This is a genomic window from Pseudomonas sp. D1-36, from assembly GCF_051132205.1.
Lineage (GTDB): Bacteria > Pseudomonadota > Gammaproteobacteria > Pseudomonadales > Pseudomonadaceae > Aquipseudomonas.
Window position 1 is genome coordinate 3,342,074 of sequence record NZ_CP071674.1, and the last position, 22,440, is coordinate 3,364,513.

At 60.7% G+C, this 22,440-nt stretch carries 27 protein-coding genes; 17 read left to right on the plus strand and 10 right to left on the minus strand.

The window, feature by feature from the left end; genetic code table 11:
- The first annotated feature begins 78 nt into the window (after positions 1–78).
- The gene (gene gloA / locus J3P76_RS14725; protein ID WP_420767718.1) at positions 79–600 is read left to right on the plus strand and encodes a lactoylglutathione lyase; all 522 of its coding nucleotides are present in this window, start codon (positions 79–81) and stop codon (positions 598–600) included.
- 68 nt (positions 601–668) lie between these two features.
- On the opposite strand, the gene ahpF is transcribed toward gloA, so the two are convergent.
- The 4 genes from ahpF to galU form a co-directional block, all read right to left on the minus strand.
- On the minus strand, positions 669–2,231 hold the full coding sequence (gene ahpF, locus J3P76_RS14730; protein ID WP_434610970.1) for an alkyl hydroperoxide reductase subunit F: 1,563 nt from the start codon (positions 2,229–2,231) through the stop codon (positions 669–671).
- Positions 2,232–2,354: 123 nt separating this feature from the next.
- A complete protein-coding gene (gene ahpC, locus J3P76_RS14735) occupies positions 2,355–2,918 on the minus strand; it encodes an alkyl hydroperoxide reductase subunit C (RefSeq protein WP_011061677.1) in 564 nt (187 codons plus the stop codon).
- A gap of 234 nt (positions 2,919–3,152) precedes the next feature.
- The gene (gene gorA, locus J3P76_RS14740) at positions 3,153–4,508 is read right to left on the minus strand and encodes a glutathione-disulfide reductase (RefSeq protein WP_434676582.1); all 1,356 of its coding nucleotides are present in this window, start codon (positions 4,506–4,508) and stop codon (positions 3,153–3,155) included.
- Between the two features lie 174 nt (positions 4,509–4,682).
- Positions 4,683–5,522, minus strand: a complete 840-nt coding sequence (gene galU, locus J3P76_RS14745; protein ID WP_039592970.1) for a UTP--glucose-1-phosphate uridylyltransferase GalU — start codon at positions 5,520–5,522, stop codon at positions 4,683–4,685.
- Positions 5,523–5,755: 233 nt separating this feature from the next.
- On the opposite strand from galU, the gene J3P76_RS14750 reads away from it, so the two are divergent.
- Together J3P76_RS14750 and J3P76_RS14755 are read left to right on the plus strand one after the other, a co-directional pair.
- Positions 5,756–5,971, plus strand: coding sequence for a hypothetical protein (locus J3P76_RS14750; protein WP_420767715.1), 216 nt, complete (start codon positions 5,756–5,758; stop codon positions 5,969–5,971).
- 114 nt (positions 5,972–6,085) lie between these two features.
- A complete protein-coding gene (locus tag J3P76_RS14755) occupies positions 6,086–6,367 on the plus strand; it encodes a hypothetical protein (protein WP_420767714.1) in 282 nt (93 codons plus the stop codon).
- A gap of 14 nt (positions 6,368–6,381) precedes the next feature.
- On the opposite strand, the gene J3P76_RS14760 is transcribed toward J3P76_RS14755, so the two are convergent.
- Positions 6,382–6,732, minus strand: coding sequence for a hypothetical protein (locus tag J3P76_RS14760; RefSeq protein WP_420767713.1), 351 nt, complete (start codon positions 6,730–6,732; stop codon positions 6,382–6,384).
- Between the two features lie 206 nt (positions 6,733–6,938).
- Here J3P76_RS14760 and J3P76_RS14765 point away from each other — a divergent pair, with 206 nt between their 5' ends.
- From J3P76_RS14765 to ada, 5 genes are all read left to right on the plus strand, one after another.
- The gene (locus J3P76_RS14765) at positions 6,939–7,241 is read left to right on the plus strand and encodes a DUF1883 domain-containing protein (protein WP_003182962.1); all 303 of its coding nucleotides are present in this window, start codon (positions 6,939–6,941) and stop codon (positions 7,239–7,241) included.
- A gap of 26 nt (positions 7,242–7,267) precedes the next feature.
- A complete protein-coding gene (locus J3P76_RS14770) occupies positions 7,268–7,438 on the plus strand; it encodes a hypothetical protein (RefSeq protein ID WP_420767712.1) in 171 nt (56 codons plus the stop codon).
- A gap of 135 nt (positions 7,439–7,573) precedes the next feature.
- Positions 7,574–8,293, plus strand: a complete 720-nt coding sequence (locus tag J3P76_RS14775) for a 2OG-Fe(II) oxygenase (protein ID WP_434563617.1) — start codon at positions 7,574–7,576, stop codon at positions 8,291–8,293.
- Positions 8,280–8,960 (plus strand): DNA oxidative demethylase AlkB, encoded by a 681-nt coding sequence (gene alkB, locus J3P76_RS14780; RefSeq protein ID WP_434610966.1) that lies wholly within the window; start codon positions 8,280–8,282, stop codon positions 8,958–8,960. The genes J3P76_RS14775 and alkB overlap by 14 nt, the downstream gene beginning before the upstream one ends.
- An 87-nt stretch (positions 8,961–9,047) precedes the next feature.
- The gene (gene ada / locus J3P76_RS14785) at positions 9,048–10,121 is read left to right on the plus strand and encodes a bifunctional DNA-binding transcriptional regulator/O6-methylguanine-DNA methyltransferase Ada (RefSeq protein ID WP_434610964.1); all 1,074 of its coding nucleotides are present in this window, start codon (positions 9,048–9,050) and stop codon (positions 10,119–10,121) included.
- Here ada and J3P76_RS14790 read toward each other — a convergent pair.
- Positions 10,085–10,573: a GyrI-like domain-containing protein gene (locus tag J3P76_RS14790; RefSeq protein ID WP_434610961.1), complete on the minus strand. Its 489-nt coding sequence runs from the start codon at positions 10,571–10,573 to the stop codon at positions 10,085–10,087. The two genes, ada and J3P76_RS14790, sit on opposite strands and share 37 nt — an antisense overlap.
- A gap of 148 nt (positions 10,574–10,721) precedes the next feature.
- Between J3P76_RS14790 and J3P76_RS14795 the strand changes: the two genes are divergently transcribed.
- The 8 genes from J3P76_RS14795 to J3P76_RS14830 all read left to right on the plus strand — a co-directional run bounded on the left by J3P76_RS14795 (position 10,722) and on the right by J3P76_RS14830 (position 17,078).
- Positions 10,722–11,783: an NAD(P)H-dependent flavin oxidoreductase gene (locus tag J3P76_RS14795; protein ID WP_434610959.1), complete on the plus strand. Its 1,062-nt coding sequence runs from the start codon at positions 10,722–10,724 to the stop codon at positions 11,781–11,783.
- A 238-nt stretch (positions 11,784–12,021) separates the two neighbouring features.
- Positions 12,022–12,771, plus strand: a complete 750-nt coding sequence (gene modA, locus J3P76_RS14800; RefSeq protein WP_434610957.1) for a molybdate ABC transporter substrate-binding protein — start codon at positions 12,022–12,024, stop codon at positions 12,769–12,771.
- Positions 12,771–13,451, plus strand: a complete 681-nt coding sequence (gene modB, locus J3P76_RS14805; protein ID WP_420767705.1) for a molybdate ABC transporter permease subunit — start codon at positions 12,771–12,773, stop codon at positions 13,449–13,451. Before modA ends, modB begins: the two co-directional genes overlap by 1 nt.
- A gap of 3 nt (positions 13,452–13,454) precedes the next feature.
- A complete protein-coding gene (gene modC, locus J3P76_RS14810; RefSeq protein ID WP_434610955.1) occupies positions 13,455–14,534 on the plus strand; it encodes a molybdenum ABC transporter ATP-binding protein in 1,080 nt (359 codons plus the stop codon).
- A 121-nt stretch (positions 14,535–14,655) separates the two neighbouring features.
- On the plus strand, positions 14,656–15,693 hold the full coding sequence (locus J3P76_RS14815; protein ID WP_434563609.1) for a DNA topoisomerase IB: 1,038 nt from the start codon (positions 14,656–14,658) through the stop codon (positions 15,691–15,693).
- 133 nt (positions 15,694–15,826) lie between these two features.
- Entirely contained in the window at positions 15,827–16,390 is a 564-nt protein-coding gene (locus tag J3P76_RS14820; RefSeq protein WP_030142235.1) for an ATP-dependent Clp protease proteolytic subunit, read from the plus strand.
- Between the two features lie 222 nt (positions 16,391–16,612).
- Positions 16,613–16,792 carry a general stress protein gene (locus tag J3P76_RS14825; protein ID WP_003182983.1) on the plus strand — a complete coding sequence of 60 codons (180 nt, stop codon included), beginning with the start codon at positions 16,613–16,615 and terminating at the stop codon, positions 16,790–16,792.
- A gap of 61 nt (positions 16,793–16,853) precedes the next feature.
- Complete coding sequence (locus tag J3P76_RS14830) at positions 16,854–17,078, plus strand: hypothetical protein (protein ID WP_420767702.1); 225 nt, start codon at positions 16,854–16,856, stop codon at positions 17,076–17,078.
- Positions 17,079–17,256: 178 nt separating this feature from the next.
- On the opposite strand, the gene J3P76_RS14835 is transcribed toward J3P76_RS14830, so the two are convergent.
- Together J3P76_RS14835 and J3P76_RS14840 are read right to left on the minus strand one after the other, a co-directional pair.
- Positions 17,257–18,009 carry an OBAP family protein gene (locus tag J3P76_RS14835; RefSeq protein WP_434563607.1) on the minus strand — a complete coding sequence of 251 codons (753 nt, stop codon included), beginning with the start codon at positions 18,007–18,009 and terminating at the stop codon, positions 17,257–17,259.
- An 87-nt stretch (positions 18,010–18,096) separates the two neighbouring features.
- Entirely contained in the window at positions 18,097–18,633 is a 537-nt protein-coding gene (locus tag J3P76_RS14840) for a DUF3087 family protein (RefSeq protein ID WP_434610951.1), read from the minus strand.
- A 217-nt stretch (positions 18,634–18,850) separates the two neighbouring features.
- Here J3P76_RS14840 and ppnN point away from each other — a divergent pair, with 217 nt between their 5' ends.
- Positions 18,851–20,224 carry a nucleotide 5'-monophosphate nucleosidase PpnN gene (gene ppnN, locus J3P76_RS14845; protein ID WP_420767699.1) on the plus strand — a complete coding sequence of 458 codons (1,374 nt, stop codon included), beginning with the start codon at positions 18,851–18,853 and terminating at the stop codon, positions 20,222–20,224.
- 117 nt (positions 20,225–20,341) lie between these two features.
- Here ppnN and J3P76_RS14850 read toward each other — a convergent pair whose 3' ends face one another.
- Positions 20,342–21,004, minus strand: coding sequence for an HAD family hydrolase (locus tag J3P76_RS14850; RefSeq protein ID WP_434610949.1), 663 nt, complete (start codon positions 21,002–21,004; stop codon positions 20,342–20,344).
- 78 nt (positions 21,005–21,082) lie between these two features.
- Positions 21,083–22,429 carry an MATE family efflux transporter gene (locus tag J3P76_RS14855; protein WP_434563601.1) on the minus strand — a complete coding sequence of 449 codons (1,347 nt, stop codon included), beginning with the start codon at positions 22,427–22,429 and terminating at the stop codon, positions 21,083–21,085.
- Positions 22,430–22,440: the final 11 nt, after the last annotated feature.

Consider the following 22,440-nt stretch of genomic DNA (forward strand, 5'->3'; position numbering starts at 1 on the left):
CGATGCCTCGCCCCTTGCGTATCATGGACGCACCTGCAAGGAAGCTAGCACAAGCCCCATTTATTTTTCGGAGGGCCCATGAGCCTGCAAGAACTCAATACTTTCCCTGGCGTCACCGCTCAACCCGATGCCGCAACGGCCAAGTTCGTCTTCAACCACACCATGCTGCGGGTCAAGGACATCACCAAGTCCCTTGATTTCTACACCCGTGTGCTGGGTTTTTCCCTGGTGGAAAAGCGCGACTTTCCAGAGGCCGAATTCAGCCTGTATTTCCTTGCCCTGGTCGACAAGAACCAGATCCCGGCGGACGCGGCGGCGCGTACCGAGTGGATGAAATCGATCCCCGGCATCCTCGAACTGACGCATAACCACGGCACCGAAAACGATCCGGCGTTCACCTACCACAACGGCAACACCGACCCGCGCGGTTTCGGCCACATCTGCATCTCCGTGCCAGACGTGGTCGCCGCCTGCGAGCGCTTCGAAGCGTTGGGCTGTGACTTCCAGAAACGCTTGAGTGATGGCCGCATGAAAAGCCTGGCCTTCATCAAAGACCCGGACGGTTATTGGGTCGAGATCATCCAGCCTGCACCGTTGTAAGTTCTGCGGTCACAAAAAAACCCCATGAGCCAAGGCCCATGGGGTTTTGTTCTTTCAGCGACTGGCTATCAGGCCGGTGCGGAGGTGCGGATCAGGTGATCGAAGGCGCTCAGCGAAGCCTTGGCGCCCTCGCCCACGGCGATCACGATTTGCTTGTACGGCACGGTGGTCACGTCACCGGCAGCGAACACACCCGGGATCGACGTTTCGCCACGAGCATCGACAATGATCTCGCCACGCGGCGACAGCTCGACGGTGCCCTTGAGCCAATCGGTGTTGGGCAACAGGCCGATCTGCACGAAGATCCCTTCCAGCGCCACGTCGCGCACTTCACCGCTCGGACGGTCCTTGTAGCGCAGGCCGTTGACCTTCTGCCCGTCACCCGTCACTTCGGTGGTCTGGGCGTTGGTGATCACCGTCACGTTCGGCAGGCTGTGCAGTTTGCGCTGCAACACCGCGTCGGCACGCAATTGCACATCGAACTCCAGCAACGTGACGTGGGACACGATACCCGCCAGGTCGATGGCCGCTTCGACGCCGGAGTTACCGCCGCCGATTACCGCGACCCGCTTGCCCTTGAACAGCGGACCGTCACAATGCGGGCAGTACGCCACGCCTTTGTTGCGGTATTGCTGCTCGCCCGGCACGTTCATTTCGCGCCAGCGGGCACCGGTCGCCAGGATCACGGTCTTGGCCTTGAGGCTCGCGCCGCTGGCGAACTTGACTTCATGCAGCCCACCGGCCGTGCCTGGCACCAGTGCGTCGGCGCGTTGCAGGTTCATGATGTCGACGTCGTATTGCTTGACGTGTTCTTCCAGGGCGACAGCCAGTTTCGGCCCTTCGGTTTCCTGGACCGAGATGAAGTTCTCGATGGCCATGGTGTCGAGCACCTGGCCGCCGAAACGCTCGGCCGCCACACCGGTACGGATGCCTTTTCGTGCCGCATAGATGGCCGCCGAGGCACCGGCCGGGCCACCGCCCACCACCAACACGTCAAAGGCATCCTTGGCGCTGATCTTCTCAGCCTGGCGCTCGATGCCACTGGTGTCGATCTTGGCGAGGATCTCTTCCAGGCCCATGCGACCCTGGCCGAAGTTCACACCGTTCAAATACACGCTTGGCACGGCCATGATCTGGCGTTCATCGACTTCAGCCTGGAACAGCGCGCCGTCGATGGCGACGTGCTTGATGTTCGGGTTCAGCACCGCCATCAGGTTCAGCGCCTGGACCACGTCCGGGCAGTTCTGGCACGACAGCGAAAAATACGTCTCGAAGTTGAAATCGCCCTTGAGCGAGCGGATCTGTTCGATCACTTCGACACTGGCCTTCGAAGGGTGGCCACCGACTTGCAGCAGGGCCAGCACCAGCGAAGTGAATTCATGCCCCATGGGAATGCCGGCGAAACGCAGGCTGATATCGGCTCCCGGACGGTTCAACGAAAACGATGGCTTACGCGCATCGGTGCCGTTGTCGAGCAAGGTAATCTGGTTGGAAAGACTGGCAACGTCTTTGAGTAACGCAAGCATTTCCTGGGATTTCGCACCGTCGTCGAGGGATGCAACGATCTCGATCGGCTGGGTGACCCGTTCCAGGTATGACTTCAACTGAGCTTTAAGATTGGCGTCCAACATACGGGCGATTTCCATTTTTGAATTTCAGAAAAAACAACGCCCAGGCGAATCTCGCCCGGGCGTTTTTTGGGGCGAAGCGGCTTACTTGGCTAAGAGCGGATCGCCCTCGGGTAACGCATTGGTTTAGATCTTGCCGACCAGGTCCAGGGACGGAGCCAGGGTGGCCTCGCCTTCTTTCCACTTGGCTGGGCAGACTTCACCTGGGTGAGCGGCAACGTACTGGGCTGCCTTGATCTTGCGCAGCAGCTCGGAAGCGTCACGGCCTACACCACCGTCGTTGATTTCAACGATCTTGATCTGACCTTCAGGGTTGATCACGAAAGTACCGCGGTCAGCCAGGCCAGCTTCTTCGATCAGCACGTCGAAGTTGCGGGAGATGGCCAGGGTCGGGTCGCCGATCATGGTGTACTGGATCTTGCCGATGGCTGGCGAAGTGTTGTGCCAGGCGGCGTGGGCAAAATGAGTGTCGGTGGACACGCTGTAGATTTCGACGCCCAGCTTCTGGAACTCGGCGTAGTTGTCGGCCAGGTCTTCCAGCTCGGTTGGGCAAACGAAGGTGAAGTCAGCTGGGTAGAAGAACACGACAGACCACTTGCCTTTCAGGTCGGCGTCCGATACTTCGACGAAAGCGCCGTTTTTGAAAGCGGTGGCTTTGAACGGTTTAACTTGGCTGTTGATGATAGGCATCGTTGACTCTCCGTCAGTGGTTGAAAAGTTGATGGGGTGAATCTTAGCCATTCATTGCGCTGTTGGCTCATTGCCAAAGCTCATGCAAATGATTGGTTTTGACTATCAGGAATCTATATAGATAGAAGAAATCTGTGGAAGCTGCCGAAGGCGGCGATCAATTGATCGTGGCAGCTGCCTGACAGTTCACGGGGCTGGATCAACGGATCACAGCCCCATGGACGAAAAGCCTGATCAGGCGGTAGGCGTACGCATGGTGACGAATTCTTCGGCTGCGGTTGGATGCACGCCGATGGTTTCATCGAAATCGCGCTTGGTAGCACCGGCCTTGAGGGCAATCGCCAGCCCTTGGATAATTTCACCGGCGTCCGGCCCGACCATGTGGCAGCCCAGGACCTTATCGGTCTTGGCATCGACCACCAATTTCATCAGGGTGCGTTCCTGGCAGTCAGTGAGGGTCAGCTTCATCGGCCGGAAACGGCTTTCGAAAATCTGCACCTCATGGCCGGCTTCCCGAGCCTGTTCTTCAGTCAAACCTACCGTGCCGATGTTCGGCAGGCTGAACACCGCCGTGGGGATCATTCGATAATCGACCAGGCGGTATTGCTCAGGCTTGAACAGGCGCCGCGCCACCGCCATGCCTTCGGCCAGGGCGACAGGCGTGAGCTGCACACGGCCGATCACATCGCCAATGGCCAGGATCGACGGTTCAGCCGTCTCGTATTTTTCGTTGACCTGCACGAAGCCTTTCTCGTCCAGCTTGACGCCCGTGTTCTCCAGCCCAAGATTGTCCAGCATCGGCCGGCGGCCGGTGGCGTAGAACACACAATCGGTCGACAACGTGCGACCGTCCTTGAGCGTCACTTTCAGGCTGCCGTCGGCTTCTTTGTCGATGCGTTGGATGTCTGCGTTGAATTGCAGGTCCAAGCCACGACGCTGCAGCTCTTCGGCCAGATGCTTGCGCACCGCGCCATCAAAACCGCGCAAGAACAGGTCGCCGCGATAGAGCAAGGATGTCTGCGCGCCCATGCCGTGGAAGATCCCGGCGAATTCCACGGCGATGTAGCCGCCTCCCACCACCAGCATGCGCTTGGGCAGCGTCTTGAGAAAAAACGCTTCGTTGGAACCGATGGCGTGCTCGCTCCCGGGAATATCCGGAATCACCGGCCAGCCGCCGGTGGCGATCATGATGTGCCTGGCGGTGTAGCGCTCGCCGTTGATCTCGACTTCATGAGGGCTGGTAATCCTGGCGTGGCCTTCATGCAAGGTCACACCGCTGTTGACCAGCAGGTTGCGGTAGATGCCGTTGAGGCGATTGATCTCACGATCCTTGTTGGCGATCAGCGTGGCCCAGTCGAAACTCGCCTCGCCCGCCGTCCAGCCGTAGGCCGACGCTTGTTCGAAATCCTCGGCGTAATGCGCGCCGTAGACCAGCAGTTTTTTCGGCACACAGCCGACGTTGACGCAGGTCCCCCCCAGGTAGCGGCTTTCCGCCACGCCCACTTTCGCGCCGAAACCCGCGGCAAACCTCGCCGCCCGCACACCGCCGGAACCGGCGCCAATCACATACAGATCAAAATCGTAGGCCATCATCTATCTCCTTCGGCAGGTTGTCAGCATACCTGCTGTTTTCACTTGAGGCAGCGTTGCAGCGCAAACAGCGACTTTGTTTGTGTGATTGATGATTGGCGGAAGGTTTTTTTGCAGAAAAAAAAACGCCCCGAACCAGTCGGGGCGTTTTTTCAAGGCGCGACGCAGGCTGAATCAGTAAGCCTTGCCGGTCTTGTAGAAGTTCTCGAAGCAGAAGTTGGTTGCGTCGATGTAACCTTCGGCGCCACCGCAGTCGAAGCGCTTGCCCTTGAACTTGTAGGCCATGACGCAGCCGTTCTGGGCCTGTTTCATCAGGGCGTCGGTGATCTGGATCTCACCGCCCTTGCCTGGCTCGGTCTGTTCGATCAGGTCGAAGATGTCCGGAGTCAGGATGTAGCGGCCGATGATCGCCAGGTTCGACGGCGCATCTTCAGGTTTTGGTTTTTCAACCATGCTGTGAACGCGGTAGATGTCTTCGCGGATCATTTCACCGGCGATGACACCGTACTTGTTGGTTTCCTGCGGATCCACTTCCTGGATCGCCACGATGGAGCAACGGAATTGCTTGTACAGCTTGACCATCTGGGTCAAAACGCCGTCGCCTTCCAGGTTCACGCACAAGTCGTCCGCCAGAACCACGGCGAACGGTTCGTCACCGATCAGCGGGCGGCCGGTCAGGATCGCATGGCCCAAACCTTTCATTTCGGTCTGGCGGGTGTAGGAGAACGAGCACTCGTCCAGCAACTTGCGAATGCCGACCAGGTATTTTTCCTTGTCGGTGCCCTTGATCTGGTTTTCCAACTCGTAACTGATGTCGAAATGGTCTTCCAGGGCGCGCTTGCCACGGCCGGTGACGATGGAGATTTCCGTCAGGCCCGCATCCAGGGCTTCTTCGACGCCGTACTGGATCAGTGGCTTGTTCACCACCGGCAGCATTTCTTTGGGCATGGCTTTAGTCGCTGGCAGGAAGCGAGTACCGTAACCGGCTGCTGGGAACAAGCATTTCTTGATCATATAAGTCCTTGAAAAGGCGGTGTGTACAAGTTTCGGCGCAGTCTAATCAGCCGGCAGGCACCTTACAATGCCTGCGCTGGCCAACCGATGCCATCATAGAGAAATAAACCGGCGGATAGTTCAATCGCCTTTCGCTTCGATGGTTCCAGCGGTCCTCACTGTACGCCCATCAGCACGGTTTGCGAGCATTTGGCGTATCATGGCCGCCTTGATTCCGCCAACGAGGCAGCTAGATGTCGGCAACACAGAACGCAAACGGTTATTCGGTCAGCCAGGACAAGGACGGCCAGTGGTGGATTATCAACTACCACGGCGAGCAGGTCGCCGGTCCCTTGCCCACCAAGACAATGGCGGTGGAAGTCGCCGCGGTCTTTCAGGACGAACGTTCCGCCCCGGCGCCCCGGGAACGTGAACAGGCGCCAGCGCGCAATACTCGCCGCAAGAAATAAACAGACGGCCCCGCCGAAGCCCTGGTGCTCGGAAGGGGCCGCGGGTTTAGCTGTACCGGAATGGCCATTCGCTATAATCTCGCGCCATTCCTCCCCATCCTGATGACAACCCCCATGAAGACAATCCTGGCGCTGTTTGCAGTTCTGGCCCTGGCAGGCTGTGCCTCAGCAGAAAAAACCTATCTGGATACCGGTGAACAAGGCTTGGCCATCGACTGTTCAGGCGAAGCCAATTCCTGGGCGACGTGTTACGAGAAAGCGGAAGCTTCCTGCGCCGGTACGGGCTACCGCATCGTCGGCACGGATGGCACGCCACAGGCCAACGACAGCGAAAAGACCCTCGGTGTGGACGTGGGCAACTTCACCAGCCGCAGCGTGGTGGTCGTCTGTAAATAAAGGACGGGCCCTGCTTAACCGGAAATACAAGCGTTGGCCGCATCCTGAACGTCGCCCGGGCGCACCGGTACGTTGGAGAGGCTTTCGTGCAGCTTGATGCTGGAGCCGCTGGAGCGTTCGTCGATGTCGAACACCGCGGCCGGTAGCGCCGACAGCTTGCCGGGGACGATCACCCGCACGCCATTCTTATGTGGCTCCATTTGCAGCGGGCCACGGCTCTCCAGAAGCTTGTCGGCAACGCACTTGGCGTATTCATGAGGTTTCTTGCCGGAGATGACGCTCATGGTGGGCGGCGTCTGGTTGATGTCCGATACCGATGCACATCCACCCAAGGCCAAGGCCAATACCCACACGCTGCGCTTCATATGAATCCTCCAATAAAGACCCTCCGACAATGCAAACGTCGATTTTCTCCAACGTCCTCTCATTTTTTATTCGCCACCGCCTGATAAATGAATGACACCCAGGACAGGGGCCGGATATTAACCCGCGGTGCTGATAAACTGCGCTCCATTATCATTGCTTCATCTTACTGTCCTGATTTGCAAGAAATGCCCTTCTGGAGGCGCCCATGAAATTCATCCACCAGCGCGAGCACCTCAACGAAGACGATATCGTCGTGATCGAATGCTCCCAAATGTGCAACATCCGTTTGATGAACGACGCCAATTTCCGTAGCTTCAAGAATGGTGGCCGCCACACCTATCACGGCGGCGCGTTCGACACGTTCCCGGCCAGGATCACGGCCCCCAGCACGGGCTTCTGGAATATCACCATCGACACCGTCAACCGTCGCGCCATCAGCGTTACCCGCAAGCCGACCCTGACCCACAAGATCAAGATCATCCGGCGCTCCAGTTCGAAGCTGAGTTGAGCCCCCCGTCCAAGATAGGTAAAACCGTGGCCCAGACAACCAAATACGTTATCAAGTACAAACTCAACGGCGAGCGCCGCTTCGAGTTCGCGCAACTGCAGACCGGCACCGAGGAAGAAGCGCTGGTCGCGCTGCAAAAGTTGCATGGCGAGACCGATGATCAGATCACCGATCTCAAGGTCAGCAAGGCACTCTGAAGCCTGCCAGCTGGCTTTTTGTGGTGAGGGAGCTTGCTCCCTTTCTACAAAAAGCGCTTCACATCGCAAGAATCGGAGTGCCCGGCAGCGCTGCACTCTTCAGGCTGAACAGTCCTTTTATCCAGGATTGCAATCATGTCCTCAACGCCTCTATTGACCCAACACCTCCCCCACCTCGATTGGCCCACCATGGTGGATAGCCTCGATGAGGACGGCTGCGCGATCATTCGCAACCTGCTGCCGACCGTACAATGCCGGCAGTTGAGCGGTTTGTATGAGGACGCCGGGGTTTTTCGTTCGCGGGTAATAATGGGGCGCCACGGATTCGGGCGCGGTGAGTACCAGTATTTCGCTTATCCGCTGCCTGAGATCGTCCAGCAATTGCGCCAGTCGCTCTATCCGATGCTGGTCCCAGTGGCTAATCGCTGGAACGATTGCATGGGCCTGGAAACGCGATACCCCGATAAGCACACGGATTTCATCCGCCGTTGCCATGCCGCCGGGCAGCAGCGTCCCACACCGTTGCTCCTCCAATACGGCCCGCAGGATTACAACTGCCTGCACCAGGACCTTTATGGCGAACAGGTGTTCCCGTTACAGGTAGCCATCCTGCTGTCGGAACCGGGAGACGACTTTACCGGGGGCGAGTTCGTCCTCACCGAGCAACGCCCGCGCATGCAGTCACGCCCCCAAGTCATCGACTTGAAACAAGGCGACGCCGTGGTGTTCGCCGTACACCAGCGGCCGGTCAAAGGCGTTCGCGGGTATTATCGGGTTAACTTGCGCCATGGCGTCAGCCGTGTACACAGCGGTCGCCGGCATACACTCGGGATCATTTTTCATGATGCGCAATGACGACACCCCCGTCACTCTCGACCTGTTCGCCGACCAGGCGCCCACCACGCCTGGCCAGGTCGAACAGATCGGCCAGCAATCCTTCGTGCTACGCGGGTTTGCCCTGCCCTGGCTCGACCGTTTGTTGCCAGCGCTGGCAACAGTCTTGCAGGCCGCACCGTTCCGGCAGATGGTCACGCCCGGTGGCTTTACCATGTCGGTGGCCCTGACCAGTTGCGGCGCACTCGGCTGGACCACCGACCGCAGCGGCTATCGCTACACCGCCCATGATCCACAGACAGGCGATCCCTGGCCCGCCATGCCGTCAGTGTTTCGCGAGCTGGCCCAGGCCGCCGCCCGGCAAGCGGGCTTCGAGCACTTCGAGCCCGATGCCTGCCTGATCAACCGCTACGTGCCCGGCGCGCGGATGTCGCTGCACCAGGACAAGAACGAGCGCTCCCTGACGGCCCCCGTCGTCTCGCTTTCCCTTGGCCTGCCGGCGACATTCCAGTTTGGTGGATTCGAGCGCAGCGACAAAAGCCAGCGCATTCCGTTGTTTCATGGCGACATCGCAATCTGGGGCGGCGTGGATCGGTTGCGCTACCACGGCGTGCTGCCGCTCAAGCCGGGACAACATACACGTCTGGGCGCCCAACGCATCAACATGACGTTCCGCATGGCCGGATAACAATGCAGAATTCAACCGCAAGACCCGGAGTGTCGTCACCTGGATGGCTCAGTAATCTAGCCAAAACGGGCCAAAGGAATCACGACCATGAACAGCACTTCAAGTACGCTCGCCCCTGATCAGGACCCTCGCTGGGCCGCCGTACTCGCCCGGGATCCGCGCGCCGATGGCACCTTTGTCTACGGCGTGAAGACCACCGGCATCTATTGCCACCCCAGCAGCCTGTCGCGCCTGCCCAACCCGCGCAATGTCGAATTCTTCGACACGCCGGAACAGGCCCAGGCAGCCGGTTATCGTCCCAGCAAACGGATGGCCAGGGACCAGACCCAGATCGCCGCGCAACAAGCGGCGCGGGTGGCGGCGGCCTGCCGGCAGATCGAGGCGGCCGAGCAACTGCCAGGCTTGACTGAACTGGCACAAAGCGCCGGCCTGAGTCCCTTCCATTTTCATCGCGTCTTCAAGTCGATCACCGGCCTGACCCCCAAGGCCTACGGCGCCGCCCATCGCTCGCGCAAAGTGCGCGAACGCCTGGCCGACGCCGGAACGGTGACCGAAGCGCTTTACGACGCAGGCTTCGGTTCCAACAGCCGCTTCTATGAAGCCGCCGACAAAGTCCTGGGTATGAAACCTGGCGAGTATCGCGCCGCCGGGCTGAACACCGATATTCGCTTCGCCCTCGGCCAGTGTTCCCTGGGAGCGATCCTGGTGGCGCAAAGCGAGCGTGGCGTGTGCGCGATCCTGCTGGGGGACGACCCGGATGCGCTGCTGCGTGACCTGCAAGACAAGTTCCGCCGCGCCAACCTCATCGGTGCCGACCGGGAATTCGAGCAACTGATTGCCCAAGTGGTGGGCTTCATCGAGGCACCGGCGCTGGGCCTGGACCTGCCACTGGACTTGCGTGGCACGGCGTTCCAGGAACGGGTCTGGCAAGCCCTGCGAGAGATCGCGCCCGGCAGCACCGCCAGCTATGCCGAAATCGCCCAGCGCATCGGCATGCCCAAAGCGGTGCGCGCGGTGGCCCAGGCCTGCGGCGCCAATAGCCTCGCCGTGGCGATCCCCTGCCATCGAGTGGTGCGCAGCGACGGCAACCTGTCGGGCTACCGCTGGGGCGTTGAGCGCAAGCGTCAGCTGTTGGCGCTGGAACGCTCGCCCGAGGATTGAACACCGATATAGATCGCCACCGAGTCGGGTGCGGTATAGACCTCGAAATCGGTGCTGAACCGGCGCACGGCCTGCGGGTTGTCGGCGAAGTACGCCCAGATCAGCCCCCAGGTCTGGATCACGCAATCGGGCATTACGCCCTTGGCCGAGAACATCAGGTAATCCCCGCCTTCGACTTCCACGGCGGGGTAGCCTGCGCTCGTGGCGTCGACCTGTACGCCCGCCGTCACATTGAAGTAGCCGGTGGCATCGGACTCGTAGCCGGAGTACACACCGTAGACGAACGACTCCGACTGCCGCGCCGGAACTCGCTCGAACAACCCTTCGGTGAAGAATTGCTGCCACATCGGGCCGATTTTCGCCGTATCGCCCTGTTGCTCCTCGGCGTTGCGGGTGCGTACCTGCAAACCGGCGACCGTGAAAGGTTCGACGGTCTTGAGTTTCACGTCCATGGGTTCGGCTCCTTGATAAGTGGTGTCCCATGGTACCCATCCCGCCGTTGGTATCAAACCCGGGCAGCGATTGAAAAACTCGACTGGCCCTGGCCGGGTCACACCTGCTAAAAACACCGTTTCCTTCTGCCGTCGGAGACACCCGAACATGAGTCAGTGGCCAGACACCCGCATTCTTGACCTGCTCGGCATCGAGCATCCCATCATCCAGGGGCCGCTGGCCGGGGTGACCGGTCCGGCGATGGTGGTCGCCACTTGCAATGCCGGCGGACTGGGCTCGATGCCCGCGGCGATGCTCGACGTGGAGCAACTGCGCCAGGCACTGACGACCATCGCCGAGCAGACCGACAAGCCGTTCAACGTCAATTTTTTCAGTCATCAGCCGCCCGCTTTCGACGAACAACGGGCCGAGGCCTGGAAACAGCGCCTCAAGCCTTATTACGAAGAACTGGGGGTGGATTTCGACGCGCCGACGCCCGTATCCAATCGCACGCCGTTCGACGATACGGCCTGCCGGGTGTTGGAGAAGATGCGACCCAAGGTGGTCAGCTTCCACTTCGGCCTGCCGGAAAAATCGTTGCTCGATCGGGTCAAGGCCACCGGGGCGAAAGTCCTCTCTTCGGCCACCACCGTGGAAGAAGCGATCTGGCTCGAGCGACACGGCTGCGACGCGATCATTGCCATGGGTTATGAAGCCGGCGGTCATCGAGGGATGTTCCTCAGCGACGACCTCGATACTCAGGTGGGCCTGTTCGCCTTGCTGCCGCAAGTCGTGGACGCGGTGACCGTGCCGGTGATCGCCGCCGGCGGTATCGGCGATGCGCGGGGCATCGTCGCCGCATTTGCCCTGGGTGCGTCGGCGGTGCAGCTGGGCAGCGCCTACCTGTTTACCCCGGAAGCGAAGATCACGCCTTCCCATCACCGGGCGTTGCGCACGGCCAAGGAAAGCCAGACTGCAATCACCAACCTGTTCACCGGTCGGCCGGCCCGAGGGATCGTCAACCGGGTGATGCGCGAGGTCGGCCCGATGAGCCCACTGGCGCCAGCATTTCCGCTGGCGGGCGGCGCGTTGATGCCCCTTCGCGCGAAGGATGAAGCCGACTTCGCCAACCTTTGGGCCGGCCAGGCGTTTCCCCTGGGGCGGGAGCTGCCCAGTGGCGAGCTGACGCGGCGCCTGGCTGAGGAGGCTCTGGCTCGGTTCAAGGGCTGAGCGCTAGCCTGACAGTCTCCGGCGCTTGACCGGACGCTATCGCGAGCAAGCTCGCTCCCACAGGGGTTCAGTGTGAATATCAATCATGCATTCATCCCGAAATCCTGTGGGAGCGAGCTTGCTCGCGATGACGGCAGCCCTGCCACCGCTGACTTCTGACAAAAAGCCACGTTCCGTTTGTCAGCCTTTCGCTATATATTCCGCTATATAGCGAAACCATTTCCACGGAACCCTGCCCATGCGCCTGACCCCGCTCGTCCTGCTGCTTGCTACTTGCTTTTGTATCAACGCCGCCCAAGCCGATGAAGTGCAAGTCGCCGTCGCGTCCAACTTCACCGCCCCGATCCAGGCCATCGCCGCCAGCTTCGAGAAGGACACCGGGCATAAACTGATTGCCGCCTACGGCGCGACCGGGCAGTTCTATACCCAGATCAAGAACGGCGCGCCATTCGAGGTGTTCCTGGCTGCCGACGACACCACGCCGGCGAGGCTGGACAGCGAAGGCGACACCGTGCAGGGCTCGCGCTTTACCTACGCCATCGGTACGTTGGCGTTGTGGTCGGCCAAGACCGATTACGTCGACGCCAAGGGGCAAGTCCTGCGGGACAATGCCTTCCAACACCTGTCCATTGCCAATCCGAAAACCGCGCCGTATGGCCTGGCCGCCACACAGGTGCTGGAAAAGCTGGGGCTCACCCATCAGGCCAAGGGCAAGATCGTCGAGGGCCAGAACATCACCCAGGCCTATCAGTTCGTTTCCACTGGCAATGCCGAACTGGGTTTCGTGGCCCTGTCCCAGGTGTTCAAGGACGGCAAGCTGACAAGCGGTTCCGCGTGGGTTGTCCCGGGCGAACTGCATGATCCGATCAAGCAGGACGCGGTGATCCTGGCAAAGGGACGGGGCAACCCCGCCGCCCAGGCATTGATGAGCTATCTGAAGGGCCCGAAAGCCGCCGCCATCATCCAGGCCTACGGTTACCAACGCTGATGCCACTGACCGACGCCGATTACGCCGCCATCTGGCTGACCCTGAAACTGGCGTCGCTGACCACGGTGATCCTGCTTTTCATCGGCACGCCCATCGCCCTGTGGCTGTCGCGCACCCAATCGCGGCTTCGCGGTCCGGTGGGTGCGGTGGTCGCCCTGCCGCTGGTACTGCCGCCTACCGTGATTGGCTTCTATCTGCTGCTGGCGCTGGGACCCAACGGCTGGATCGGCCAATTCACCCAAGCCCTCGGGCTGGGCACCCTCACCTTCAGCTTTACCGGACTGGTGATTGGCTCGGTGATCTACTCAATGCCCTTCGTGGTGCAGCCGCTACAAAACGCCTTTTCCGCTATCGGCAGTCGTCCTTTGGAAGTCGCCGCCACCCTGCGGGCCGGGCCGTGGGATACCTTTTTCAGCGTCATCCTGCCTTTGGCCCGACCGGGTTTCATCACCGCCGCAATCCTCGGCTTCGCCCACACGGTGGGTGAGTTTGGCGTGGTGTTGATGATCGGCGGCAACATCCCCGAGAAGACCCGGGTGGTGTCGGTGCAAATCTACGACCACGTCGAAGCCCTTGAGTACAGCCAGGCCCATTGGCTGGCGGCGGCGATGCTGGTGTTCTCTTTCCTGGTGCTGCTGGCGCTGTACTCTAGCCGCCGAACTCGCGCCGGTTGGAGCTGATCGATGATCGAGGCAAGGTTTCAACTCGACCGTGGCGATTTTTCCCTGGACCTGGACCTGCAATTGCCCGGCCGTGGGGTGACGGCGTTGTACGGCGAGTCCGGATCCGGCAAGACCACCTGCCTGCGCTGCATGGCCGGGCTGGACCGACCGACGCGGGGTTTCGTCGAGGTCAATGGCGAGGTCTGGCAAGACAGTGAGCATGAGGTGTTCGTCCCGCCTCACAAGCGAGCGCTGGGGTATGTTTTCCAGGAGGCGAGCCTGTTCGATCACTTGTCGGTGCGCGACAATCTTCTGTTCGGCCTCAAGCGCGTTGCCGCGGCGCAACGGCGCGTGGACATCAACCACGCGACGGAACTGCTCGGCATCGGCCATCTCCTCGACAGGCAACCTCACAACCTTTCCGGTGGCGAACGCCAGCGCGTCGGCATCGCCCGCGCCTTGCTGACCAGCCCGCGCCTGCTGCTGATGGACGAGCCTCTGGCCGCCCTCGATACACGCCGCAAAAACGAGATCCTGCCTTACCTGCAACGGCTCCACGATGAGCTGGATATCCCGGTGCTGTACGTCAGCCATTCCCAGGACGAAGTGGCGCGGCTGGCCGATCATATCGTGGTGCTGGACGCTGGGCGGGCCTTGGCCAGCGGGCCAATCGGCGAGACCCTCGCCCGGCTCGACCTGCCATTGGCGTTGGGGGATGACGCAGGCGTGGTGATCAACGGAAAAGTCGCCGGCTACGACCCGGGCTATCAGTTGCTCACCCTGACCCTGCCCGACAGCCAGTTGAACGTGCGGGTTGCCCACACGGCGCTGGCGGTCGGGCAGCCGCTGCGCTTCAAGGTCCAGGCCCGGGACGTCAGCCTGAGCCTGGCGAACGACGGGCAGACCAGCATCCTCAATCGCCTGCCAGTGGCGGTCGTCAGCGAACTGGCCGGCGACAATGCCGCCCATGTGCTGATCCGCGTGGAGGCCGCCGGCACACCGCTGCTGGCGCGGATCACTCGGTATTCGCGCGATCAGTTGAAGCTGCATCCCGGACAGATCGTGTGGGCGCAGATCAAGGCGGTGGCGGTGTTGGCGTAGCCTTCGCGCCTGTAGGGCCAGCACACAAGCGTCCCAAGTGACATGAGAATCTCGGCACGACCGCAACGGGCAGAGGTCAATGAGTTCACAGGCCATTTGAATTCATCGCCAAGGATCAACCATGCCCGACACCCCGCTGCCCGATGCACTCCCGGCCGACTTGCACTATGTCGATGACACTGCGCCGGGCATTACCCGCAGGAAACTGCGAGGCAAATTCTGCTATTTCGACCCTTCGGGCCAGCGCATCACTGACGCGGCCGAAATCCAACGCATCAATTCCCTGGCCGTTCCGCCGGCCTACACCGACGTCTGGATCTGCTGCGACCCGCGCGGCCACCTCCAAGCCACCGGGCGCGATGCCCGTGGGCGCAAGCAGTACCGTTATCACACGCGCTGGCGCGAAGTGCGCGATGCCGACAAGTATTCACGCATGCTGGAATTCGGCCGCACACTGCCCCGGCTGCGCAAACGCCTGGAAGAGATCCTCGCCACCCCCGGCTTCAGCCGCGACAAAGTCATGGCGACGGTCATCACCTTGCTCGACGTCACCCTTATTCGCGTCGGCAATACGCAATACGCCCGGGACAACCGCTCCTACGGCCTGACCACCCTGCGCAACAAGCATGTCGCGGTCAATGGCAGCGCCATCGCTTTCCAGTTCCGGGGCAAGAGCGGCATCGAACACCAGATCACCGTGAAGGACCGGCGCCTGGCGCGGATCGTCAAGCGCTGCCAGGAAATGCCCGGGCAGAACCTGTTCCAGTACCTGGATGAAAACGGCGAGCGCCACGCCATCACTTCTTCGGATATCAACGCCTACCTCAAGACCCTCACCGGCGCCGATTTCACCGCCAAGGACTACCGCACCTGGGCAGGCAGCGCGGCGGCGCTGGACGGCCTGCGCACACTGCAGTGGGAAACCGAAACCGAGGCCAAGCGGCACGTGGCCGAGATGGTCAGGCAGGTCGCCCGACAGTTGGGCAACACGCCCGCCGTCTGTCGTAAATGCTATATCCACCCCGCCGTTGTGGAGGGTTTCATGCGCGGCGTCCTGCACGAACTGCCCAAGCCCCGGGTTCGCAAAGGCCTGAGTGCCCAAGAAGCTGCGCTGACGATGTTCCTGCAGCGCATGGCCCAAGCCGTCGAAGCCTGTTGACCGAAGCAATCGAGCGCTGCGGGCCTCGATAAGCGAATGACGGAAGTGGAACATCCGACAGCCGGCGGACTCCCAACTGTACAGAGCCGCTGATCCGCAGACTCGTCAACGCGTAAGTCGAGAGGAGTTTCAGATGTCCGAACACATCGTCCATTTCCATTGCCAGATCGATCAAGGAACCACCGAGCGCTTTCGGGACAATTGCCTGGAAGCCATTGAAAAAGGCGCCGACTCGCTGATGCTCAACCTCTCTACGGTCGGCGGTAGCACGAACTTCGGTTTCACCCTTTACACCTTCATCAAGTCTCTTCCCGTGCCGGTGCGCGCCGTGAACGCCGGCAACATCGAGTCGATGGGCATCGTCATGTACCTGGCCGCCAGCGACCGCACCACCACGCCCCACTCGCGCTTCCTGATCCACCCGATGAATTGGTATTTCGGCCAGAAGTCGGTGGATCACTCGCGCTTGCGCGAATACCTGTCCAGCCTGGACAACGACGTGGCGCGGTATGTGGAAATCTACGTCAAGGAAACCGCCGGTGCCGCCACGCAACTGGATATCTTCAAGTGCCTGTGCGCCGAGGAGCGTGTGATCCCGGCGGAAAACTCACTGGCCTTTGGCATTGCCCACAGGGTTGAACAAGTGGTGTTTCCACCCGAAGCCAAGCATTGGAAAGTGAGCGGCGGTGAGGACTGAGTATTCGATGAATAAATATCATTTGCCGCCGCTTTGTTAATTAATCTTTTCGATGTTGTATAAGCTCAAGCGAAACGGCTGTATAACTTTTTTCAGCAACACTTTTCAACTCACTACCGTTCGTCGCCAGCGAAACGTTTTTTCTAAACTTCCATCCGCCGTTTTCTTTCACAATACTGCGAGGCACGTTTTACTCGCTTAACCAAAATGAGGATTCTCGAAATGGCTAATAGCGGAAACAAAAATCCAGGTAACTTCGCAAACGACCGTGAGAAAGCATCCGAAGCCGGCAAGAAAGGCGGACACGCTTCCGGCGGCAATTTCGCAAATGATCGGGAAAAAGCCTCTGAAGCAGGCCGCAAAGGTGGCGAACGCAGCCACGGCGGCGGCAGGAAGTCGTAACCCGAGAACCGTTGGGGCGCAGCTCTGCTGCGTCCTGGCGCTTGACTTGTCGAGGTAACGAATGAGCCAGGATCGATTCATCGTCAGTTTCATCGCCGACGGCCAACCCGATAGCCGGGTATTGGCAGGCGACACCGAGACGCTTACCACCGAAGAAGCCGAGGCACTCTTGCGAGTGTCCTTTACTGAATTAAAGAGCGTCAAGATCAGCGATGTTCAAGTTCAGAAAAGAACCAAGCCAAACGAAACGGAACATGATGTTCCGGGGCATTTCAAACAGCCGTAGTGTATATAACCTTCCTTTTCAACTCCCTGCCCCGTGGCGAGGGAGTTTGTTCCCGATGGGCTGCACAGCAGCCCAACTCGTATTAACAAAACATATATATCCAGGTGGATTGCCCTGGGCCGCTTCGCAACCCAGCGGGAGCTAGCTTCCTCGCCACAAAGCATTTGTTCAAATGACTTTAATGGGTATGCCCCGTCGGATCCTTTATCTGCCACACCTGCCCTTTGCGCCACGCATCCGCGCCAGGATCGATGTCCGGTGCGCTGATCGATTCGCGGGCGTGTTTCTTCGCTTCGCTGTCGATGCCCATCCGGCGGTCGCGCTCGCGCACCAATTGCGGATCGATCTGCCCATCGGCGGTGAACCCCATCATCAACTGCGGAACGCCGTAAGGCAGAGCGTTGCCCTGCTCGGTGTGCCAGGTGTGCCAGGTCTTGCCGTAAGTGCTGACCAGGTTCTTCATCAAGCGGGTTTCCGCCACCTCCGGTATGCCCGGCGCGACCAGTTGTCCAGACTTCACCTCATGCACATGGCTGTGCCACAGCTGCTTTTCGGCGGCGGGCAAGCTTTCGAACAGGCGCTTACTGATGATGTATTCCACGCCCATCAATTTGGCCTTGGCGCTGTTGGCATCGAAGATGGCGCACTGGAACACTTCTTCGTTCAGTGCCGTGCAGTAATGGTGCGCTTCCATTTGCCCGGACATCCGGCCGTTATAAAAATGAAAGCCGTCCAGGTAGGTATCCAACGCTTGCAAAGGGGGTTTGTTCTGCATGATCCCGGCCCCCGCTTCCAGCGTCGCGGTGGTTGGGCTTTTCGCGGCGCCTGGCGCGTCTACCGGTGAGTGGCTGTTACCGCCCGCGCAGCCCGCCAATCCCACTGTAGCCACACACAACAGGGCCCAGGTTCCATGAACCATCTTTCCAGTCATCTCGACTCTCCTTTCCATGACTGCTCATGAGAAAGGCATTGGAAGACCGGGGTTTATTTTTTTCCCGAGGCAACCGATGAGCGGCCGTTAGCGGCGCTCGCCGTAGGCCTGTTTGACCGAGTCTATCCAGGCCGGGTCCAGGCGTGATTGCTCTGAATCCAGGCCCAGCGCCTGCATGTTTTCCAGATGCTCGTCGGCCTCACGGACCAACGAGGCGTGGTCGCTGGAATTGGCATCCAGCCGGTGCATCTGGGCCAGGCCCAGGTGATAGAAACGCAGTAGCTTCATCGCTGCCGGATCCCGGGCCTGCACACCGGCCTTTACCTGGTGCATCACATTGGTGACGCTCATCAGGCTGCGCTTGAGCTGCCAGCCATACACCGCAGCGGCCATCCACGGCTGCGACCAGAAATAGCCGCGCATCAGCCCGACCATCACCAGCACGGCAGCGAAAACGCCGCCGACATTGAAGCGAAAATTATCGCCCCCGGGTGTACCGAACAGCATCACCGCCAGGCTGGACAACAGCATTGCCAGCGCCAGAAACACCACGGCCACGATGAGGGTGCTGCGACGGGTCTGTTGCCGGTAGTCGGCGGCGTCCCACGGTTTGATCTCGAACATCGCGTCGCAATTTCCTTGTATGGCGTGAAAAGACTCGCGCATTATCGCCTGCCCGGTCGATTTAGCTATGCTGGGGCTCATTTTGTGTTGCAACCGACCCGATGGATCCGGATCAAAGTCCATGGCGATACCGCAAGGATCGTGCGATCTTCCTGCGTGGACGTTTTTTTCAAGATGCCGCCGTCGTGCGAGCGGCATCGTTTTCAAGGAAAGCTGAATGACTCAAAGACATGTAATCAACGCTTCGGTAAGCCCCAAGGGCAGCCTGGAGACTTTGTCCCAGCGCGAAGTGCAGCAACTGAGCGAAGCCGGTTCCGGCAGCATCTACGATCTTTTCCGCCAGTGCGCCCTGGCGATTCTCAACACCGGCGCCCATGTCGATAACGCCAAGACCATCCTGGAAGCCTACAAGGACTTCGAGATCCGCATCCACCAACAGGACCGTGGTGTACGCCTGGAGCTGCTGAACGCGCCGGCCGATGCGTTCGTCGACGGCGAGATGATCGCCAGCACCCGGGAAATGCTCTTCAGCGCCCTGCGCGACATCGTCTACACCGAGAACGAGCTGGACAGCCAGCGCATCGACCTGAGCTCGTCCCAGGGCATCAGCGACTACGTGTTCCACCTGCTGCGCAACGCCCGCACCTTGCGCCCTGGCGTGGAACCGAAAATCGTCGTGTGCTGGGGCGGCCACTCGATCAACACCGAAGAATACAAGTACACCAAGAAAGTCGGCCACGAACTGGGCCTGCGCAGCCTGGACATCTGCACCGGCTGCGGTCCCGGCGTGATGAAAGGCCCGATGAAAGGCGCCACCATCGCCCACGCCAAGCAGCGCATCCAGGGTGGCCGCTACCTGGGCCTGACGGAGCCGGGCATCATTGCCGCGGAGGCACCGAACCCGATCGTCAATGAACTGGTGATCCTGCCGGATATCGAAAAGCGTCTGGAAGCCTTCGTGCGCGTCGGCCACGGCATCATCATCTTCCCGGGCGGCGCCGGTACGGCGGAAGAATTTCTCTACCTGCTGGGCATTCTCATGCACCCGGCCAACCAGGACCTGCCGTTCCCGGTGATCCTCACCGGGCCTAAAAGCGCCACGCCGTATTTCGAGCAGTTGCACGCGTTCGTCGGCGCGACCTTGGGCGAAGCCGCGCAGAAGCACTACCAGATCATCATCGACGACCCGGCCGAAGTGGCGCGGCAGATGACCCAGGGGCTCAAAGAAGTGAAGCAGTTCCGCCGCGAGCGCAACGACGCCTTTCATTTCAACTGGCTGCTGAAAATCGACGAAGGTTTCCAACGCCCGTTCGACCCTACCCACGCCAACATGGCCAGCCTGGGCTTGAGCCGCGACCTGCCCTCCCACGAACTGGCCGCCAACCTGCGCCGGGCATTTTCGGGGATCGTGGCCGGGAACGTGAAGGACAAGGGCATCCGCCTGATCGAAGAACACGGCCCGTACGAAATCCATGGTGATCCCGCGATCATGGAACCGCTGGATCGCCTGCTCCAGGCCTTTGTCGCGCAACACCGGATGAAACTGCCGGGCGGCGCGGCGTATGTGCCGTGCTATCGGGTAGTGACCTGACCTCAAATCGCTAAGGTTAAACATGTGGGAGCGAGCCTGCTCGCGAATGCGGTGGTTCAGCCATTATTGATATGACTGACATGACGCCTTCGCGAGCAGGCTCGCTCCCACAGGGGGCTAGCGTTGGTTTGAGAAGCGTAGCAATCCATCATCCACCGCGACACTCAGCCCACGGTAATCCGCGATCTGCGAATGCACCGTCACCACCGGGTGCGTATGCGTGGCCGTCACTACCATTACGTCCATGTTCGCCGCCTCGCCAGCCTTGATTCCGGCTTCTGCGTCCTCGAACACCAGGCATTCCTGCGGAGCAACTTGCAAGCGTTGTGCGGCCAATAGGTAGCACGCTGGATTCGGCTTGCCGGCGCTCACGTCCTCGGCGGTCACCATCACGTCGGGGCGCGGAATCCCGGCCGCTTCCATGCGACGCAAAGCCAAGGCCATCGGCGCCGAGGTGACAATCGCCCATTGCGTCGGCGGCAGGCTCTTGAGAAAGGCCAGCGCACCGGGCACCTCGACCACCCCTTCCACGTCCTCGATTTCTTCGATGGTGAGCTGCGCGGCCTCGGCCTGGGCATCCACTCCTGGCAGGTTCTGGCGGGCAACGGTGTCGACGGCGCGCACGCCATGGATAGTCGGCAGGAATTTAGCCACGTCCAGGCCATGGCGCATGGCCCAGCGGGTCCAGATCCGCTCGGTGGCGGCGACGGAATTGAGCAGCGTGCCGTCCATGTCGAAGAGGAAGGCGCGGTAGGCGACGGTGGGGAGTTCTGCGGACATCGGGATCCTCGTAAATCGGAAAAGGTGACTAACCCTATGGGAGCGAGCTTGCCTCCCAAGGGTTCCATGTCGGGCCGGTTACACCAACCGCTCGATCCGCTGGTGCTGCCAGACCCGTTTGTAATACAGCGTCTGCAGCAACAGCATGCTCAGGTAAGCCACCGGAAACGCCATCCACACCCCTTGCAGGCCGAAGTGTGCGTCCAGCAGGTAGGCGACCGGAACTTGCACGCCGATGATGCAGAAAATCGAGATCGCCACCGGCATCAGCACCGTGCCGCTGGCGCGCATGATGCCACCGATGATGGCCTGGAAGCCGAACACCAAAAGGCTCCATAGCATGATGTGCAACAAGTGCTCGGCCTGGACCCGCGCCGCCGGGTCGGTGATGAACAGGCCCAGCAACCAGTGGGACAACAAGTACCCCAGCAGCACCAGCCCACCGGTCAACCAGACGTTGATCAGCATCCCGGTGCGCAGGATCGGCCCCAGGCGTTCCAGGCGTCCGGCGCCGATGGCCTGGGCGCCGAGGATCGACGCGGTGATGGCAATCGACAGCGCCGGGAACTGCACGTAATTGACAATCTGCGTCACCGCGCCATAGGCGGCCGTGGCTTGGGAGCCGTGGCGATTGACCAGGGCCAGGATGACCAACTCCGACAGCGAGATCACCACCATCTGCAATCCGGTGGGCAGGCCAATGCGCAGCACTTTGCCGAGGATATCCCTGTCCAGGCGCATCGCCGCGAACAGCGCCCGATCCGGCGCCAAGGCATGGGCCCGTCGATTCAGGCGCCACGCCAGCATCGCCATCGCCGACGCGGTGCCCACCAGCCCCGCCAGCGCCGCGCTCTGGATGCCCATCTGCGGCAACCCCAGCCAGCCACGGATCAACGCCGGCGTCAGCGCCATCCCGACGCTGGTGGACACCAGCAACGCCAGCAACGGCGAAACGGTATCGCTGACACCACGCAATAGCTGGGTGAAAAGCACAAACACCAGCAGCATCGGGAGGATCCACATCATCACCCGCGCATACGACACCGCATCCTCCAGCACGTCGGCGGGCGTTCCGAGGCCTTGCAGCCCCTCGCGGGCAAAAACACTGCCGAGGATCGCCGCCGTCAGTCCGATGATTGCCCCCAGCAGCAGCGTCGAGCCGGCAATCGCCTTCACGGTTCCCGTCTCGCCGGCGCCGTAGGCCTGCCCGATCAAGACCCCTGCCCCCGCGCCCAGGCCAATCACCAACGCGATGAAGAAAAACACGATGGGAAACATCCCCGATACCGCCGCCAGGGCCTGGGTGCCGAGCATTTGGCCGATGTAGATGCTATTGAGCGTACCGGACATCGATTGCAGGAAATTGGACAAGACCATGGGGGCCAAGAACAGCAGGTAGGTTTTCCAGAGAGGCTGGGTGGGCATGAGGGCTCGAT